This is a genomic window from Haloarcula laminariae, assembly GCF_025457605.1.
In the GTDB taxonomy this organism is placed as follows: Archaea; Halobacteriota; Halobacteria; order Halobacteriales; family Haloarculaceae; genus Haloarcula; species Haloarcula laminariae.
Window position 1 is genome coordinate 1,490,375 of the sequence record NZ_JAMZFY010000001.1, and the last position, 16,644, is coordinate 1,507,018.

A 16,644-nucleotide genomic window follows, 5' to 3' on the forward strand; every position below is an offset into this window, starting at 1 on the left:
GTGAACATCCTTCGCGCCACGTCAATCCGAACAGCGGGAATCAATAAGCCGTTTTAGGCCTGCCTAAATATATGGCACGTAGACGCCGAGTACTTGCAAGCAGCGCTAGTCTCATCGCCGCCGGTCTCGCCGGTTGCGGTGGAAACTCCGGCAGTGAGTCGGGCAGTACGAACTCGCCGAGTACTGAACCATATACAGTCCAAATAGACCCCAACGACCCCTATACGTTTGAGGAGGTGCCCGAGACGTACGGCGTGGGCACAAGCCCCTTCTTGGACATGGGCATGGCGCTCGGGATTCAGCCGAGTGCGACCACCGGTCTCGAACGCGCCCCGTTGAAGTTCTACGACCTCCTCGAGCTGGGGTTCGACGAGAGCCAGGTCACCAAACTCGCCAGCGATGCCGAGTCCGGCTATGACAGGGAGAACTTCTACGCCGCCGACGCCGATGTCTGGCTCATCTCCCGCACCAATATCGGTCGCTATGTCAACTGGGACGACTCTGATTTCGAGGAAGTCGAGTCCCAGACCGGTCCCTTCCTCGGCACCACGCTTCGCTTTGCTCCCCAGTCCGCCGTCCAAGCGGAACCGAACCCGTACACGATGTACGAGGCCTTCGAGAAGGTCGCAAAGGTTTTCCAGCGCCAACAGCGGTTCGAGGCCTGGCAGTCACTCCACGACGACCTCATGAGCACCATTGAAGAAGGGCTGCCGCCGGAAGACGAACGCCCCACGGTCGCGGCCATCTGGCGCGGCGTCAGCCCCGACTCCGGCCAGTTCCGCATCGCGCCCCTGCACCGTCTCGGGAACAACACCAAGTCCTACAATCGCGTCGGCATGCAGGACGCCTTCGAAGGCCAGTATCCGGACGGCCCAATCGGCTACGAGGAACTACTCCGTGCTGACCCTGACTACATCGGCGCCGTCGGCGCGCTCACGTCCCAGACCCACGAGGAGTTCGTGAACACCACCGTCGAGCCGTTCGAGAGCAACGAGAACGGCCAGCAGCTCAGCGCCGTCCGGAACGGCAACGTCATCCGAAGCGGCGGCCAGTACATGGGCCCTATCGTCGATATGTTCTCCACGGAAGCCGTCGCAAAACAGGTCTATCCCGACGAGTTCGGCGAATGGCCCGGCTCCGTCGGTGCCGTTCCGGAGGGAGAGCAGCTCTTCGACCGCCAGCGCCTCCGCGATATCGTCAACGGCGACCTATAGAGTCGATGTTGGGAATTTTCGAACGTATCAGACGGCGCCAGTCGGCGGCTGGCCGCTGGTACGCCGACTCGGCACTCGCCGGCGTCGCGCTCGGGAGCATCGCGGTGTTGGTCGGCGCGACCCTCCTGCAGGTGAGCTTCGGCGCGTTCCCGCTGACGCTCGGCGAAGCCTGGGGGGCAGTCTTTGACCCCGAAGTCCTGTTCAGCGTCGAAGCGTGGCAGGCGTTCCTGCTCGGGAGTGACATCCCCGAGTGGTTCACTCCCCAGCAGCACATCGTCTGGAACATCCGGCTGCCGCGCATCTTCGTCGGCGTGCTCGTCGGCGCAAACCTCGCCGTCTCCGGTGCCATCTTCCAGATTATCACGCGGAACGAACTCGCCAGCCCGTACATCCTCGGCGTCAGCGACGGCGCCGGTCTCGTCGTGCTGGTCGTCCTGACAGCGTTCTCCGAGCTGCTCCCGTTCGTGCCCGTGCTGGCGGCGCTGGGAGGCGGCATGGCGTTCCTGCTGGTGTATGTCATCGCGTGGAAGAACGGCACCAGCCCGGTCAGACTCGTGTTGGCGGGCGTCATCGTCGGCACCGTCTTCGGGTCGGTACAGCGCGCGCTGTTCTTCTTTATCGACGACCTCAGCACCGTGATGTCTGCGCAGGCCTGGCTCTCGGGGACGTTGCTGAACACCGACTGGGGCGAGGTCCGCATTGCACTCCCGTTCACGGTGCTCGCGCTCGCGCTCGCGTTCACGGTGACCAAGGAGCTGGACGTGCTCGCGCTCGGGGAGGAGACCGCGGATTCCCTCGGCATGCCCGTCGAGAAGATGCGGTTCGCAGTCGCCGGCATCGCCGTGTTGTCGACGGCGGCTGCTATCGCGGTTGCGGGCCTCATCGGTTTCGTCGGGCTCATCGTCCCGCACATGGTCCGGAACGTGGTTGGCAGCGACTCGCAGCGGCTCCTGCTGGGTTGTCTGTTCCTCGGGCCAGCGCTGTTGGTCGGTGCGGATGTCGGCGCTCGCCTCGCGCTTAACCCCATCCAACTCCCGGTCGGTATCATTACAGGACTGGTCGGTGGCCCGTACTTCCTCTACCTGATGCGGAAGACGGAAAATCTGGGTGAAGTCTGATGCGGGGAGAGGAGATGTCACGTGAGCGTGGAAACAGCCATAATTCCTCGGGTAACGGCACGGACGAGCCGCCGTCACAGACCGCACTCGATGCCGATGAACTCGTCGTCGGTTATCCAAGCGCGGACGAACCAGTCATCGACGGGCAAACGCTCGCGGTGCCTGAAGGCGAGGTAACGGCGCTCATCGGGCCCAACGGCAGCGGGAAGTCAACGCTGCTGAAGGGGCTTGCGAACCGGCTGGAGCCCGAGGACGGACGCGTACTGCTGGACGGTCGGCGCGTCGATTCGTTCGGCCCCAAGGAACTCGCCCGGCGACTCGGGCGCCTCTCCCAACAGAACACCGCGCCGGACACCATCAGCGTCGAGGAGCTCGTCGAACGCGGCCGCTACCCCCACCAGGGGTTCTTCGAGTCCCAGACGGAGAAGGATGCGGACGCTGTCGATGACGCCATCGCAATGGCGGGGGTCGAGCACCTCCGCGACCGCGAGGTCGGGACGCTCAGCGGCGGGCAGACCCAGCTCATCTGGATCGCGATGGCACTCGCCCAGGACACCGACGTATTGCTGCTGGACGAGCCGACAACGTTCCTCGATCCCCGACACCAGCTAGAGGTGATGCGCGTCGTGGAGACGCTTCGTGACGAAAGCGAGACGACAGTCGTCCTCGTACTCCACGATATCTCACAGGCGGCACGCTACGCCGACAACGTGGTCGCGCTCAGAGACGGCTCGATCCACGCCAGTGGTTCGCCTGAGGCGGTCGTAACAGGCGAACTTCTCGCAGACGTGTTCGATATCAACTCGAAGGTTATCGAGACCGAACACGGCCCCGTGGTTGTCCCTCTGGATCCGATTGAGGAGGACCATCCGGACTAACAGAGTGGGCCGGAGGCACTGCAGTGAGACAGCGGCCGCCGGAACGAGAGGAGGAAAGCCACGAGAAACTGGGATTTACGACGCAATCGAAGACGGGTTCGTGACCGTGTTCTTTGAACAGGCGGCGAAGAAGTTGAGAACGCCATTGTAGTGGCCGCAGTCTCACCCGAGGACGGTCGCCACGCGGATGCAGTCTCTCCGTCTCTGTGGACAGTACGGTCGTCGAGTGGAACTACGAGCCCCAGGCCAACCGAGGCCGGAAAGAAGCTGCTCAGGACTGTTTTAACCGGCTATACTGGGATGACATGTCCATCGTTCTCTCTTGCTCCAGCAAGAGAATCCCGCCCTTGCCGTGAGTGACGAGTGTTCCGACGCACTGTCGGAACTGAGGAACGAACAGGGCGGGAGTGAATCACGTAAGCTCTGTGTGACCCGCTGTAGGTGGAAGCCAGGCTGTGTGTAGTCTGCGTGGTTGTTGCCTTCGGGGCGAACCAGCGCTACCGGGACACTGACTGTGGCGTAATGAAGACGATCCGTTCCTCTTCAGACTTCGCTAACGTCTCTGATAGCCACATCGAGTACTGGGTGATGCGAAGGTGAGGTCCCTATGACGAGTCTCCACAAAACAACGTTGAAAGCTGCCCCCAGAACTGGTATCTGATTATCCGGCTCACGGAACCTCTTCCACACAGTCCCGAAGTTCTATTTCACTCTCCCACTCGCAACACCGGTCACCAGTCAATAGGAGTTCGACATGCGAAGCAGCCATGCCGTTATCGAACCGGGTCCGCTCCACGTCCTCGTCTGTATAGCGACGTTTCAGTATCCATGTTTTCTCCCGATATGCTGGTGCAAACAGGAGGCCCAGCTCCCAGACGTACCCGCCGTCGAAGTCTTCAATCACGCCGACAATGTGTGTGGCGCGACCACAGAGGATATCGAACACGCGAATCCACAGTTCGACTTCCTCGGGTGTCAGTCCGAACTCCTCTAACTGCATCGATACTGCGTCCGGTCTGTCTGCAAGTTTCTCGTAGACGAGTTTGCGTCGGGTTGCTGCACCGGTTTGTCCACCCGCGCCGGCAATCAAGTACCGGGTGTCATGCCCTTTGATCCGCCGCATCTCCTCGCCATTTACGATATCTTTGATACGCTGGTGCTCTGCCGGCGTGAGTTGGACGCCCTCGATTCCCGTGAGGATCGCCTCCTCATCCGGAATGGCATCTCCCACATCGTCACCAACCATAGGGTCAGTATCGTCAGCATCCATTACTAGCCTATTCGATTGTCCTACACATTAATTGTGTGTCCACCGTTAGAATATACAATAAACTATTTTTGCACTAGTTGCGCTCCAGTCTCAACTGGACACAAGTATTTATGATGCTTCGATCCCAATCTGTACATATGCATCCCCCGGCAGAAACAGTCGGACGAGGTGGCGCCACTGACGAAGAGTTCGACACGTGGCGCGCGCTACAACGTGCGACTGATAAGAAACGGGCGGACATCATAGCCGATATTGTCGGTCATCCACTGGGCGCACCGACCGTTGAGGAACTTGATTACATGAATCCGCCGCTCAGTAGCGATGCCATTCGACGACACCTCAACACGCTCGAAGATGCTGGGGTCGTCCGGGTCCGCGAGTTCGAACCCGGAGAACGGTTGCGTGATTTCCCGTACCAGTTCTTCGAGCTCACTGACAACGCTCGAGACCTCTTCGACCAGAACGGTCTCTTCCCGGAAGACGCATGGCGACGGCAATACGAGGCTGTGGAAAAAACCACCCGTATCCGTGACGTGGAAACCATGCCCAGGCCAGATGCGTAGCACGCTCCAGCTCCGAACCCCATGAGCAGCAACAGCGCCGGAGCCGGGTACTGGAACGGCGACGGCTCCACACGGCAACAACGTGAGTATTAAACTGGAATATGCGGCCCTCGGAGCAGTCCTTAGCGCGGTCATATTCATCGGCGTGCTATCTACTGCTCACCCGCTCAGTATCGTGTTCGTATTTGGGGCTGGAAGCGGTATTGTCACGCTCGGTATCCTCCGCCCGGAAACCTCACCACGTCAGATGTGGACCTCAGCCGATACTCTCTCCGATTCTTGTTCATGCTTTCGCTCCTCTGGGAAACAATTTGGGCACTGGTAGTCCTGTGACGTGAATATCGCCGCCGTACAAAGTGTCCAAGCGGGAACATCCCCTCCCGCTCACCGTCATAGTCTCCTCCCAGAACAGTTTCTAGTGCTGTTCTTAGTCTTGGCATGATGTCGATACTCAAAGCCATTTGATATTGTGATGTACCAGTGATCCCGGTAATTTCGAACCGGACACCGCCCTCGCTCCCCGATATCACGCGAATATCCACCCCGTGGGCGTCGGCGACTCGCTTGACGATATGAACTCTTTTCGGCGATGTATACCCGAATGTACGGGGGAGATAGTGCGGGCTGATTGAGCCACACAACTTTCATACGAGTTGACTGAGGGTATTCTGATATGGAGTCCGCTGCGTATCGAGACCAAATCTACGAGATATTTGCCAATCCGAACACCGAATTTGAGACTCAAATTAGGCAGGCACTCACTACGGGTACTGAATATCTCGACCTCTCTGTGGGCTTTTTCACGCGTATTGTTGACGGTACCCAGGAAATCCTTCACGCGACTGGCGATCACCCGTTGATTCAGCCAGGGGAGAGCTGTCCACTTGACGAAGCGTACTGTCGTCGAACCATCAAACTCGATAGCCAACTCGCCATCGAAGATGCTCGTGCGTCCCCGGAGATCGCTGACACCGCTATTGAGACGTTTGATTTAGGCGCGTACATCGGCGCAAAAGTCATCGTCGATGGTGAGGTGTATGGGACGGCGTGCTTTGCCGATCCGGAGCCACGCGACGATCCCTTCGTTGACGCAGAACGGTTCTTCGTCGAACTGGTCGCGCGACTCGGTGGGCAAGCCATCGAACGACACCGATACGAACGAGAACTCACACAGCGCGAAGAACGGTTGAACGAACAGCGAGAGATATACCGAGCCGTCATCGACGCCAGTTTCGACTCCGTCTTTCGCCTCGATACCGACGGAGTGTTCACGTACGCGTCTGACGGCGTCCGGGATCTGTTAGGCTATTCGCCGGCGGAACTGATCGGTCAACCGATAACGATCGCCCATCCAGATACACAGACCAGCGAGTGGGCAATGAAAAATCGCTCACAGATACTGAACGGGGAGCTGGCCGAAGCCCGAGATCTGCCACTAAAAACGAAATCGGGTGATATTGTTTATACGGATATTCGCGGTGTCCCAGTCTACGACGGAAGCGTGCCTAAGCCGGAACGCTCAACGGACGACATCGTCGGGATACTGATACTAATCCGTGATGCAACGGAGCGTCGTCAGCGGGAAGGACTCATCAGCGTAATCAACCGAGTGCTCCGGCACAACGTACGAAACGAGATGTCTGTGATTCACGGTTGGGCCGATATGCTCGCCGAAGACATGGACGAAGAGCAGGCTACCAAAGCGACGGTTATCAGGGCAGCTGCAACGCGGTTGCTTGACCTGACCGAGTCCGCACAGCGAATCGAAGAAAACCGCGATATTTCGCCCGAGTTGGAACCGACGGACATCATACCGCTACTCAATCGTACCGTCACTGAGTGTAAAACACGGTATTCGGATGTCTCAATAACTGTTGACGCACCGGACAAAGCGATCGCGGAGACGCTTCCACGCATCGAAGTGGCGTTATTTGAACTTGTGGACAATGCCGCGAAGCATGGGGGGAGTCCCGCATCTATCGAAATTGATGTAGCTGTGTCTGATCGGCAGGTAATCTGTCGAATACGCGATGACGGACCGGGACTTCCGAATACAGAACGCGGTGTCATAGAGACAGGCGAAGAGACACCACTCGTCCACGGACAGGGGCTTGGACTGTGGCTGTGTTATTGGATCATCACGACGTTAGATGGGGAGATCGAAGTCACAGAATTCAACCAAGGGACCACAATCGAGGTTCATCTGCCGACACCACCATGAGAGTAGCGCAAACAAGAACAGCTTAGAAATCATTTAAAAATCGTCACTGAGCAATTCACATACTATTGCATAGAGTCAAGTGAACGCTGCGGTGGATGAGCCCGACTCACCCGTCATACCATCGTTTGAACCGGGGCCTTCTGTCCGACTTTCCTGTATTCTTCGACGATTTCGGTAATAACGGGTTTACCTGAGCGTAGCGGCTGTTTCCCCCCTCTGCTGAATCAAGAACCGTCTCTTCAACTACTGATACGCTACAGCCATCGGTGTATCTATTCGGCTTCGACAGAGAATGCTTCCCACCGCAAGATCGGCGTACGTCGTGAATTACAGTTCCCCCAACGACGTTGGGAATCCTGTGCTTCAGCGCGTGAGAGATGGCAAGCGGCAACCCTGTTGGACAGCCCTCGGGTTGAATCGGCTCCAGTTCGTACTACTGAGCGATGCGTGCAATCCGATTCCACAACCACGGAGGACCGGACGTACTGACGCTTGAGGAGGTAGATACGCCAGAACCCGGCCCTGGTGAGGTCCGTATTGATGCCGAGGCCATTGGGGTCAACCCCGTTGACACCTACTTCCGCGAGGGCGAGTATCCTGTTCCCGACCGGCCCTTCGTTCCGGGGTCGGACGTGGCCGGGACGGTCGCAGCCGTCGGCCAGGGCGTTACCGACCTCTCGGTCGGCGATCGAGTGTACGCCACAGGCCTTGGTAACGGTCGACCGGGGACGTACGCCGAGTCCTGTATTGCGCCCGCCGACTTCGTCGCGCCGCTCCCCGAGAGCGTCTCTGAGGTAGACGGAGCAGCGCTGTCGCTCGTCGGCATGACGGCGTGGCAGGTGTTCGTCCACCACGCCGGCGTCGAACCGGCCGAGACGGTCCTCGTCCACGGTGGGAGTGGCGGTGTTGGCCACGTCGCTGTCCAACTCGCCAAGACGATGGGCGCCCGCGTTGTGACGACCGCCAGCGAGACGTACCACGACCGCCTGGCCGACCTCGGGGCCGACGTGACCATCGACTACCATGCCGACGACCTCGAAGAACGTATCGTCGCAGCGGGGGAACCCGCGGTAATCCTCGACACATTCATCGACGAGTACCTCCAGACGAACGCGAACGTCGCTGCACAGAACGCACGGATTGTCGGTATCGGTAACCGCACCGAGCAGGCGTCGTTCGACGCCATTGGCGCGGCGAAAGGGAAGGAACTCTCCTACCAGTTCATGACGATGTACAACACCCAGGACAAGCATGAGGTCCTGTCGCGTCTCGCGGCGCTTGCCGATCGCGGCGAGGTGCTGCCGGAAGTCCACCGGACCTACGACCTCGCCGACGCCGCAGACGCACAGCGCGCTGTGATGGACGAGAGTTTCCTCGGAAAATTGGTTCTCGAACCCTGACAAGCTGATTGAGGTGCCGGCATCCATCACGAACGTATAGTATTGTCGGCGTCGAAAGCCGAACCATGTCAGGCGAAAACTATTCCTCTTGCCAGACGATTCGAGAGCCAGCGGTTTGATTGGGGCAGCCTGAAGTGTGGGTTTACGCACCCGGATAACCGAGAAGGCGAGTCGTTCACGATACAGGGCTCGTGTCTTGCACGGAGCGCAGTTCAGAACTGTGTTATCGGAATCGCTTGGTGAAAATCTCCTACATGGGATGATTCCGTCGTTCTGCGGGATCACTTTCCAAGTGGCGCCGAGCGTACATCAGCGGGAGTGCGGTGAGGACACCCGCTATTGCAACGATTCCGATGACGAAGCCGATGAGGAATGCAACCACGGGAACCTCTGCCATCTCGATCCCCCAGATCAGTATAAACTGACCTGTCCAGAGAACACCTGTGAACAGGGCCGTGACGAGTCCGAAGACGCTCCCGAGGACGTACGTATACGAGCCCCGTCGCTCAATGAGTGTCCACCAGACGACTGCTCCGATGGCAAACGTTGGACTCGCTAATATCACCATCCAGTACTCTGATGGGAGCCCAATCACGTCTGCCAATAGCCCCAGTATATCTGAGAGCAAGACCGTCACGACGGTTCCACAAATGAACATATAGAGACCGGCGGATAGTGACCAGCTCCTCGGCGAATCGACGGTGGATCTGAATGTATCAGCCGGGTCCATAATCTAATATCTCTCGAAGACAGTAAAAAGATGCTCTACGGTCAAACAACGGTTTGACTAACGCTCTGTCGCACTGTTGAGCTTCAGTTCTACGGATAAATTTGCAAATACTTCCCTGGACACACAACCAGTGACTGGCTGGTTCACCGGTAACGATATGGAGCCCAACGGTGGTGGGTGCTGCCTATCCGTGCGGACTGACCGCCAAGAGTATTCCCAAATTGTGCATGTTTTCTGGAAGTCGTACAAGATGCAGGGACCGTATCGGTCAAACTAATGATAATAAATTGATTTGTCAGGCATCGATATCCATGTGCCGCCATCGGGTTCAACAGAGTATGTCGGTCTACTGTGGCTACCCTGGAATGGCGCCGCTGGTACGCCGCAGCGTCATCTCGACGCGGGTCCCGTTGCCCGTGTTCGTTACCGCTAGCTCCCCGCCGGAGCGCTGCACGTACCAGTTCATGACCCACAGCCCGACGCCCGAACTGTGGCTGAGGACCGTCTCCGTGCCGTTGGTGAGGAAGGCGGTCTCGTTTGGGGGAATCCCGTCGCCGTCGTCATCGATGATTAGCGATACAGTCCCCTCGCCGACAACAGAGTGGATCCGGATATGCGGCGGCGGGTCGTTGTGCTCGGCGGCGTTCTCGACCGCGTTGACGATAGCGGTCTGAAACCCTTCGATGACCGCCACTTGTACCTCGTCAACGTCGACATGGATATTGGTCGGCTCCTGCCGGAAGGTCTCAAGCGCCTCGGAAACAAGCCCCTGAAGCGACTTGACGGTCTGTTCCGATTTCTCGTCGACAATCCGCTCGATCTCTCTGGTCTTTTCGGCGTGGCCCATCAGCCTCTCCGTCGCAGCGATCGCAGTTTCGAGTCGCTCCCGTGTCGTCTCGTCTTCGGCCCGGTCGCTGACCACATCCATGTGCCCCAACGCGACGGTAAGTTCGTTTCGGATGTTGTGCCGAAAAACCCTGGAAAATACCTGTTTGAGCATCCGCATCTCCTGCTCGCGCTGTTCGAGTTCTCGCTCGCGTCGCTTTGCTTGTGTGATATCCCGGAGGACGATGACTGACTCGGATCGCCCCTCTCGGATCCGTTCACAAGTGACAGAGAACTGGCGGCGACGGCCGTCCCGGGTAACTTTGAACTCCGCGTCTTTCGTCCCGGCGTGGTAATACTCGATGATCTCCGGGTATTCGGCGAACAGCTCTTCGATTGAATTGCCGGCGACAGTACCGGTCATTCCGAAGAGCTGTTTTCCCGCTGGGTTGACATCAACGACGCGGCCGTTCCGGTCGACGGCGATGACGGGGTCAGAAATCGTCTCGACCACCGTCCGGCGACTGACGGGGATCATGGCGAACAGCTGGTACCGGAACAGCGCCAGTCCCCACAGCCCAGCCGTGGCAACGAACGAAACCGGCGTCAGATCTACGTACAGCGGGATCGCGTCGATAAGCCGGAAGAGGTGGGTCTGGAGCGCGCCGGGAAAGCCGATTGCCCACCCGGTGAGCAACAACATCAGCTGCTTCCGATGGGGGCCGTGTGCCGTCCGGAACCGTCGGACGAGCGATCCGACGGGGAACATCACCATTACGACTGCGAACCCGATGTGGACGAGATACCACGGCCCGAGGACGAACTCGCTGATGCCAGTCGGATTAACCGGTGTCTCGGCGGACAAGACAAGGTGATGCAGCGGGTTCGTCACTGTGAGGATGATGGTTAGCGCTGGGATCACTGCGAGCGCTGCCACGTACGGCCACGGGAGAACGAGTCGCTCCCGGTTGACGTACTCCCAAGCGAACAGCGGCCACCCGAAGATGACCAAGATCTGGAAGAAGTGACGGATCGTAGTGTTGAGATACAGCGGGAGCACTTGCGTCGGCCACGTGACCAACGCGAGCTGTACCGACCACCCGGCCATCCCGACGAGACAGAGCAACAGCCCGTTCGCTGCCGGCCGATCGCGGTGGCTGTAGGTGTAGGCAGCAAGCCAGACGAGTGGGACGGCACAGATCAGCATAAAAAACGACATCGACTGTGCCGCGCTACTCATGCTACCTGTTAATTGGTAATAAGAGTCATAAAGTTAATGCGGTGCCATATTAATAAGATTAGATACATTACTTCATCCCCAAAACATAGTGGCCGATTCAGATGAGTGGAATAACAGAAGAAGTAGCAATACAGTTGAATTTTATCAAGTTCGCTGTCTGAATACAAAGCACCAAATATTGAAGAAGGTCTCGCCTAAACCATCGTTGTGATAAACTTCGGAACAATCAGTATAGCAGGATGGCTGCTTGTAATTGCTAGCTATCCTCTCGTATTCTTAACAAGCGGTAGGTTAGTCGTCGGTTCGGGATCTTATATAAAAGGTAACGAAGGGGACGAAGTAGAAGCACAACATGGTAGAGCGGGTAAAATAATAGGCAAATGTGAGAATTTCCTAATTTTGACATTAGTATTTCTCGGCGAATACACTGGCTTGGCTGTTATATTCGCGGCACAAGGAATTGTCTCTCTAGAATACCAAGATGATTATTATCCTGATTATTTCCTCACAGGGACTATGGTTAATTTCTCATATAGTATAGCGGTTAGTTTGATGATTATATTTACTATAAAAATCATTCCGGCTGAACTTCACTGGTATATTTCACTCCTCATTTGGCTGGCGAATGTGATATTATTTCTTATTTATGTGAGTGTTAAAAATCAGCCATTATCGCCATTTAGGAGAATATTTTTGAATTTGGAATAACGGGATAGGTTTCGCAGCAGTCAATGTACATGCTTATTGAGCATTACGGCCAAGTCGATAGAACGGGTAGGATAGCACGGCCGTGTAAGTGATGAGAGTAACAGTAAGGACGAGATTTATATACATAGACCATCCCGAAGTGGTTACTCCTCGAATGAGGGGCTCGCTAATGAGAGGTGCCAGTGAGAGGCATATAAGGGCTGCTCCAAGACGTTTTCTTGATCCGGTGGTTGCAGCGCCGCGAACGCTTGCAAATCCGGGAGCGGCTCCGGCTGGACCGACCTGAGCCGCCAGTGCAGCTGGAACTTGTACAAATATAATAACTGCCAGAACACCAAAACCAACACCGAGCAGACAGCTTGTAAGGAAGATATTCGTTGGTGGCTCATCAATTTCAGAAAGTACCATCCCTGCTCCGCCGACACACATCGCAGTGGCACCGACAGCCACCGGATATCCACCACGGGTGGGGGGACCGAGTTGATGTACAGGATCGAGGGCCGCCGTTACGCCGATATTTGTCAGCGTGTTCCAGTATAGTGGAGTCCACAGAAGAAACACTCCAATACTGAAGATAGTTACCCCAACTCGACGAGAATCCATGCTCGCTTAATTTCTGTTATACTGCAAGTGTTTTGTGCATACTCTGTATTGACCACGGCAGCGACTAATCGAACATGCCGTTGCTGGTCTCATTCTTCGACGCGAAACCCCTGTGCGGGCCCGGTAGGATATTCCGGGCCGATGATTGCGTCACAGCCGTTTACGGCGATGGTTGCTTGGAGCCTGTCGGAACCGTCTCGACGGAGTTGAACATACCCGTCCCGAGACCCCCGCGGGGCTTCATCAACCGAGGCGCAACTGGCTGTAAACCACATCAGCGGTGTCAGTTCGGTACCGTCTATCGATAGTTCAACCTTGTACTCCGTCTCCCATGCACCGATATCCTTGAACTCAATACCGCGTTCAGATGGGAGTTCGTACTGGCCCTCGACGACGGCGTTCAAGTTCTCATCGAGGATATGAACGGTTGCGATTTCTTTCGTGGTGGTGTAGTTTACGATATAGAGGTCGTGTGGTTGCTCCGGCGTCTGTGACGGTGTAGGGGATTCTGTCTCGGAGTCGAGGGATGGCGTTGGAAGGTTATTTTCGTTGTCATCAACAAAACTCACCTCCATACAACCGGAGAGAGACAGGGAAAGGGCTGAGATTGAAAGAAATTGTCGGCGATTCATACTACTAAATTAAAATGAGTGTGTAAATATTTTGTGAGGAGTATATGAGCTGTACCTCTCATCTAACGTGGACTGCTTCAGCTGAATGTCCTTGCTGTGTTGTTCGATGCAGTCTTCGATCCTGTACTTGATGTCTTTCGGGTCGTCGGTGTTTCGAACGTTGAACGGAGCGACTGGCACAACCCCTGCGGCCAACAGGTGGTCGTGGCAGTTGGGCGTGTCATAGGGGCTATCACCGACCATCCAGATCGGCTTGGCGACGCCGCGCTTGCCATGACGGAAAACTGTCATCACCAGCGTATGAAGAGGGGGATGACGTTGAGCCCGGAGGAAGATATAAGTCATTATCGCAGTAATCATTACTCAGAGTATGACCTTTTACGATCGGGCGGACGAGCTCGACGCCCTCGACACGGCGTTCGAGTCACCGGGTCACGACTTCCACGTCGTCTACGGCCGACGCCGCGTCGGGAAAACCGAACTCCTCAAGGAATTCTGTGATGATCGACCGCACATCTACTTCCTGGCGGCCCAGGAAGCCGAAGACCGACAGCGCGAGAAGTTCGTCGAGAAGGTCGCTGACTACTTCGACGACCGCGTCCCCCGCATCGACGGCTGGGACGAGGCCCTTGACTACCTCGGCGACAAACTCGCTACTGAACGCCTCGTTGTCGTCATCGACGAGTTCCCCTACCTCGTCGATGAGAACGACTCGCTTCCGTCCTACCTCCAGTCCTTCGTCGATGAGCAACTCCAAGATACGGACTCGATGCTGGTACTGTGTGGCTCCAGCGTGAGTACGATGGAGTCAGAGGTACTCGGCCACGAGAGCCCATTGTATGGTCGTCGAACGCGGCAGATCGACGTGCAGCCCTTCTCATTCCAGCAAGCCCGAGACGTAATCGCATACGATATCGAGGACGCGATCCGGTCGTTCGCGGTCACTGGTGGAACGCCGATGTACCTCACACTCTTCGACTACGACCGATCCCTCGACGAGAACATCAGAACACAGATCCTCTCGCCGACAGCCGTACTCTACAACGAACCCGAGTTCCTGCTCCGGACTGAGCTGCGCAAGCCCGCCCGATATATGAGCATCCTCGAGGCTGTCGCCACCGGGCATACGACCCCCAACGAGATCGCCGGTACTACGGGAATCGATTCCGGTCCCTTATCGAAGTACCTCCAAACGCTCCGCCGTCTGCGTCTCATCGACCGCGACGTTCCAGTAACGGCTTCGGCAAAGCAGTCGAAGCGATCGCGGTACCGGGTTGCCGACGAGTTCCTTCGCTTCTGGTTTCGTTTCGTCGAGCCGAATCGCTCCAGTATCGAAGAGGCCCCAGAAATCGTCTACGACGGGACAATCGAACCCAATCTCCCCGATCACGTTGCAACGACATTTGAGGATATTTGTCTAGAAGGCGTGTGGGAAGCGATTCGGCGTAGCGAACTTGGACCGTACGCTGAGGTTGGGCGGTGGTGGTACGGAGAAGACGAAATCGACATTGTCGGCCTCGCTCCAGACGATGATCGTATTCTGCTCGCCGAGTGCAAATGGACGACTGAACCGGTGGGCCACTCACTCGTTAGCTCGCTGCGTGACAAAGCGGACCGCGTCCGGTGGGGATCGCCTACTCGGGACGAAGAGTTCGCCCTCTTCTCGAGGAGTGGCTTCGTCGAGGGGCTTGCCGATGATCTCAACGACAACTGGTCTCTGTTCAGTCCTGAGGACCTGAAGAACTTATTCGCGGCCGAGAAGTGAACTCTCTCAGGGTCAAGCCCCGAGGCACTCGGCCTGCTCTGCTTGTAGACCCGGTAGAACAAAATGACTCTGTCCGAACGACTGCTTGTGGCTGAAGCGCAACAGCAGTTGATACATTGGGACAAAGTATTCAATTGAGGCTTTGTTGAAAGCCTTTTCTTCAAATACAGTATCGCCTGAAACAGCCGGTCGATGGGACTGGGAACTGACAGTGTAAAGAGCGAGTGATATGCTTGAAGCTCTCCGAGGAGAGGCACTCCCTTCGCTCCATGCCCCGTTACATCTATTACGTAACGTATCGTACTATATTGTAACGATGAAAACCGTCACGACTCGAATACCCGAAGACGATGAAGAGGCTTTGTCCGCACTTGAAGAAGAGCTCACCGCAGACCGCTCGGAGGTGCTGCGCCGGCTCATCCGACAAGGCCTCACAGACTGGCGCCAGGAGAAGGCACTTGAACAGCTGCGAGAGCATACCATCACCCTCCGTCGGGCGGCCGAGATTGCCGACGTGACGTACGTCGAAATGCTCTCTCTTGCCGCTGAGGAAGGTATCGATACCGGATACACGACTGACGAACTTGAACGAGATCTTGGGCGGATTTGATGGCTGTCGTTGATTCGTCCGCACTGATCCCACTCGCACGGATTGGTCGTCTTGACCTCATCTCGGCAATCTTCGATGAACTACGGACAACCCATCAAGTTCGAGATGAGGTCCTCGCCGAGGGGAAGCGAGGGACTGCTGCACTGGCTACCTTTTTTGATGATGTGTCGATCTGTGAGATGCCAACCGACACTGAAACCGTCGCATCGTTGGAGGGGATAGCTGTGGCCGACGCATCGGTAATTTTGCTTGCCGACGAAGGAGAAGAAGTGCTCCTCGCCAACGACAAAGGACTCATCGAAGTCGCCCGGAGTCACGGTGTCGAGTGTTGGTGGGTGACAACGCTACTGCTTAAGTGTACGAAAGAAGGGGTATTGACTGCCACAGAAGCGACCGATGTGTTGTATGACCTCGTGGATGCAGGGATGAATCTTTCCCCACAGGTGTATACGCAGGTACAACGGAAACTTCGAGAACTCGGCGAATCATAGGGTGCCTCCTCACTGGTCACTGCACTGCTTGTATTGACAGAGACGCCCGGCCCTTCTTGCCGTCGTCAAGGCGGTTGGTCGCGTAGGCGACGACCAGCGCACCAAGGCCGATGATGAACGCTAGAGAGATAGCCGTCCCGCCAGAGGACCACACTGAATCCGAGAGGGCGATGTTTCCAGGCTGGAGCTTGCCGCCGGTGTAGACTCCAGTCGTTGCGAGCGAGGCGAGGGTGAAAATCCCGCCAGTGATTGTGTCTACCGTGTCGATTTTTCCGAACATAGTTGCTCAGGCCGTCCGTACGGCCATGCCCGCCGGTCTCGGGTGGTTCGGTAAAAGTGAGGTAGTGACTCGGTGCTATACCCGTCCGACTTATAT

16 protein-coding genes and 1 pseudogene are annotated in these 16,644 nt (G+C 56.8%); 10 read left to right on the forward strand and 7 right to left on the reverse strand.

Going from position 1 to position 16,644, the window contains the following annotated elements:
• The first annotated feature begins 71 nt into the window (after window positions 1-71).
• From NJQ98_RS07615 to NJQ98_RS07625, 3 genes are read left to right on the forward strand one after another with little or no spacing between them, the layout of a single operon-like run.
• A complete protein-coding gene (locus tag NJQ98_RS07615) occupies window positions 72-1,214 on the forward strand; it encodes an ABC transporter substrate-binding protein (RefSeq protein WP_348533555.1) in 1,143 nt (380 codons plus the stop codon).
• Between the two features lie 5 nt (window positions 1,215-1,219).
• Window positions 1,220-2,332, forward strand: coding sequence for a FecCD family ABC transporter permease (locus tag NJQ98_RS07620; protein ID WP_262177539.1), 1,113 nt, complete (start codon window positions 1,220-1,222; stop codon window positions 2,330-2,332).
• Complete coding sequence (locus NJQ98_RS07625; RefSeq protein ID WP_262177541.1) at window positions 2,332-3,210, forward strand: ABC transporter ATP-binding protein; 879 nt, start codon at window positions 2,332-2,334, stop codon at window positions 3,208-3,210. Before NJQ98_RS07620 ends, NJQ98_RS07625 begins: the two co-directional genes overlap by 1 nt.
• 670 nt (window positions 3,211-3,880) lie before the next feature.
• On the opposite strand, the gene NJQ98_RS07630 is transcribed toward NJQ98_RS07625, so the two are convergent.
• Window positions 3,881-4,480, reverse strand: a complete 600-nt coding sequence (locus NJQ98_RS07630; protein ID WP_262177542.1) for a DUF8170 family protein — start codon at window positions 4,478-4,480, stop codon at window positions 3,881-3,883.
• Between the two features lie 137 nt (window positions 4,481-4,617).
• Between NJQ98_RS07630 and NJQ98_RS07635 the strand changes: the two genes are divergently transcribed.
• The 3 genes from NJQ98_RS07635 to NJQ98_RS07645 all read left to right on the forward strand — a co-directional run bounded on the left by NJQ98_RS07635 (window position 4,618) and on the right by NJQ98_RS07645 (window position 8,664).
• Window positions 4,618-5,043 carry a helix-turn-helix domain-containing protein gene (locus NJQ98_RS07635; RefSeq protein WP_262177543.1) on the forward strand — a complete coding sequence of 142 codons (426 nt, stop codon included), beginning with the start codon at window positions 4,618-4,620 and terminating at the stop codon, window positions 5,041-5,043.
• Window positions 5,044-5,716: 673 nt separating this feature from the next.
• The gene (locus NJQ98_RS07640; RefSeq protein WP_262177544.1) at window positions 5,717-7,264 is read left to right on the forward strand and encodes an ATP-binding protein; all 1,548 of its coding nucleotides are present in this window, start codon (window positions 5,717-5,719) and stop codon (window positions 7,262-7,264) included.
• A gap of 443 nt (window positions 7,265-7,707) precedes the next feature.
• Window positions 7,708-8,664 (forward strand): NADPH:quinone reductase, encoded by a 957-nt coding sequence (locus NJQ98_RS07645; protein ID WP_262177546.1) that lies wholly within the window; start codon window positions 7,708-7,710, stop codon window positions 8,662-8,664.
• Between the two features lie 250 nt (window positions 8,665-8,914).
• Here NJQ98_RS07645 and NJQ98_RS07650 read toward each other — a convergent pair whose 3' ends face one another.
• Entirely contained in the window at window positions 8,915-9,394 is a 480-nt protein-coding gene (locus NJQ98_RS07650) for a hypothetical protein (protein WP_262177547.1), read from the reverse strand.
• A 355-nt stretch (window positions 9,395-9,749) separates the two neighbouring features.
• A complete protein-coding gene (locus NJQ98_RS07655; protein WP_262177549.1) occupies window positions 9,750-11,459 on the reverse strand; it encodes a histidine kinase N-terminal 7TM domain-containing protein in 1,710 nt (569 codons plus the stop codon).
• A gap of 207 nt (window positions 11,460-11,666) precedes the next feature.
• Here NJQ98_RS07655 and NJQ98_RS07660 point away from each other — a divergent pair, with 207 nt between their 5' ends.
• Window positions 11,667-12,167 carry a hypothetical protein gene (locus NJQ98_RS07660; RefSeq protein WP_262177550.1) on the forward strand — a complete coding sequence of 167 codons (501 nt, stop codon included), beginning with the start codon at window positions 11,667-11,669 and terminating at the stop codon, window positions 12,165-12,167.
• Between the two features lie 33 nt (window positions 12,168-12,200).
• On the opposite strand, the gene NJQ98_RS07665 is transcribed toward NJQ98_RS07660, so the two are convergent.
• The 3 genes and pseudogenes from NJQ98_RS07665 to NJQ98_RS07675 all read right to left on the reverse strand — a co-directional run.
• Window positions 12,201-12,770, reverse strand: a complete 570-nt coding sequence (locus NJQ98_RS07665; protein WP_262177552.1) for a hypothetical protein — start codon at window positions 12,768-12,770, stop codon at window positions 12,201-12,203.
• Window positions 12,771-12,859: 89 nt separating this feature from the next.
• A complete protein-coding gene (locus NJQ98_RS07670; RefSeq protein WP_262177553.1) occupies window positions 12,860-13,402 on the reverse strand; it encodes a hypothetical protein in 543 nt (180 codons plus the stop codon).
• Between the two features lie 39 nt (window positions 13,403-13,441).
• Window positions 13,442-13,663 (reverse strand): annotated as a pseudogene (locus NJQ98_RS07675) (IS5/IS1182 family transposase); the annotation flags it as partial.
• A gap of 109 nt (window positions 13,664-13,772) precedes the next feature.
• On the opposite strand from NJQ98_RS07675, the gene NJQ98_RS07680 reads away from it, so the two are divergent.
• The 3 genes from NJQ98_RS07680 to NJQ98_RS07690 all read left to right on the forward strand — a co-directional run bounded on the left by NJQ98_RS07680 (window position 13,773) and on the right by NJQ98_RS07690 (window position 16,268).
• Window positions 13,773-15,167 (forward strand): ATP-binding protein, encoded by a 1,395-nt coding sequence (locus tag NJQ98_RS07680; protein WP_262177554.1) that lies wholly within the window; start codon window positions 13,773-13,775, stop codon window positions 15,165-15,167.
• A gap of 316 nt (window positions 15,168-15,483) precedes the next feature.
• Window positions 15,484-15,777, forward strand: a complete 294-nt coding sequence (locus tag NJQ98_RS07685) for a UPF0175 family protein (RefSeq protein ID WP_262177555.1) — start codon at window positions 15,484-15,486, stop codon at window positions 15,775-15,777.
• The gene (locus NJQ98_RS07690; RefSeq protein ID WP_262177556.1) at window positions 15,777-16,268 is read left to right on the forward strand and encodes a PIN domain-containing protein; all 492 of its coding nucleotides are present in this window, start codon (window positions 15,777-15,779) and stop codon (window positions 16,266-16,268) included. Before NJQ98_RS07685 ends, NJQ98_RS07690 begins: the two co-directional genes overlap by 1 nt.
• Before the next feature lie 16 nt (window positions 16,269-16,284).
• Here NJQ98_RS07690 and NJQ98_RS07695 read toward each other — a convergent pair whose 3' ends face one another.
• Complete coding sequence (locus NJQ98_RS07695; protein WP_262177558.1) at window positions 16,285-16,548, reverse strand: DUF8023 family protein; 264 nt, start codon at window positions 16,546-16,548, stop codon at window positions 16,285-16,287.
• Window positions 16,549-16,644: the final 96 nt, after the last annotated feature.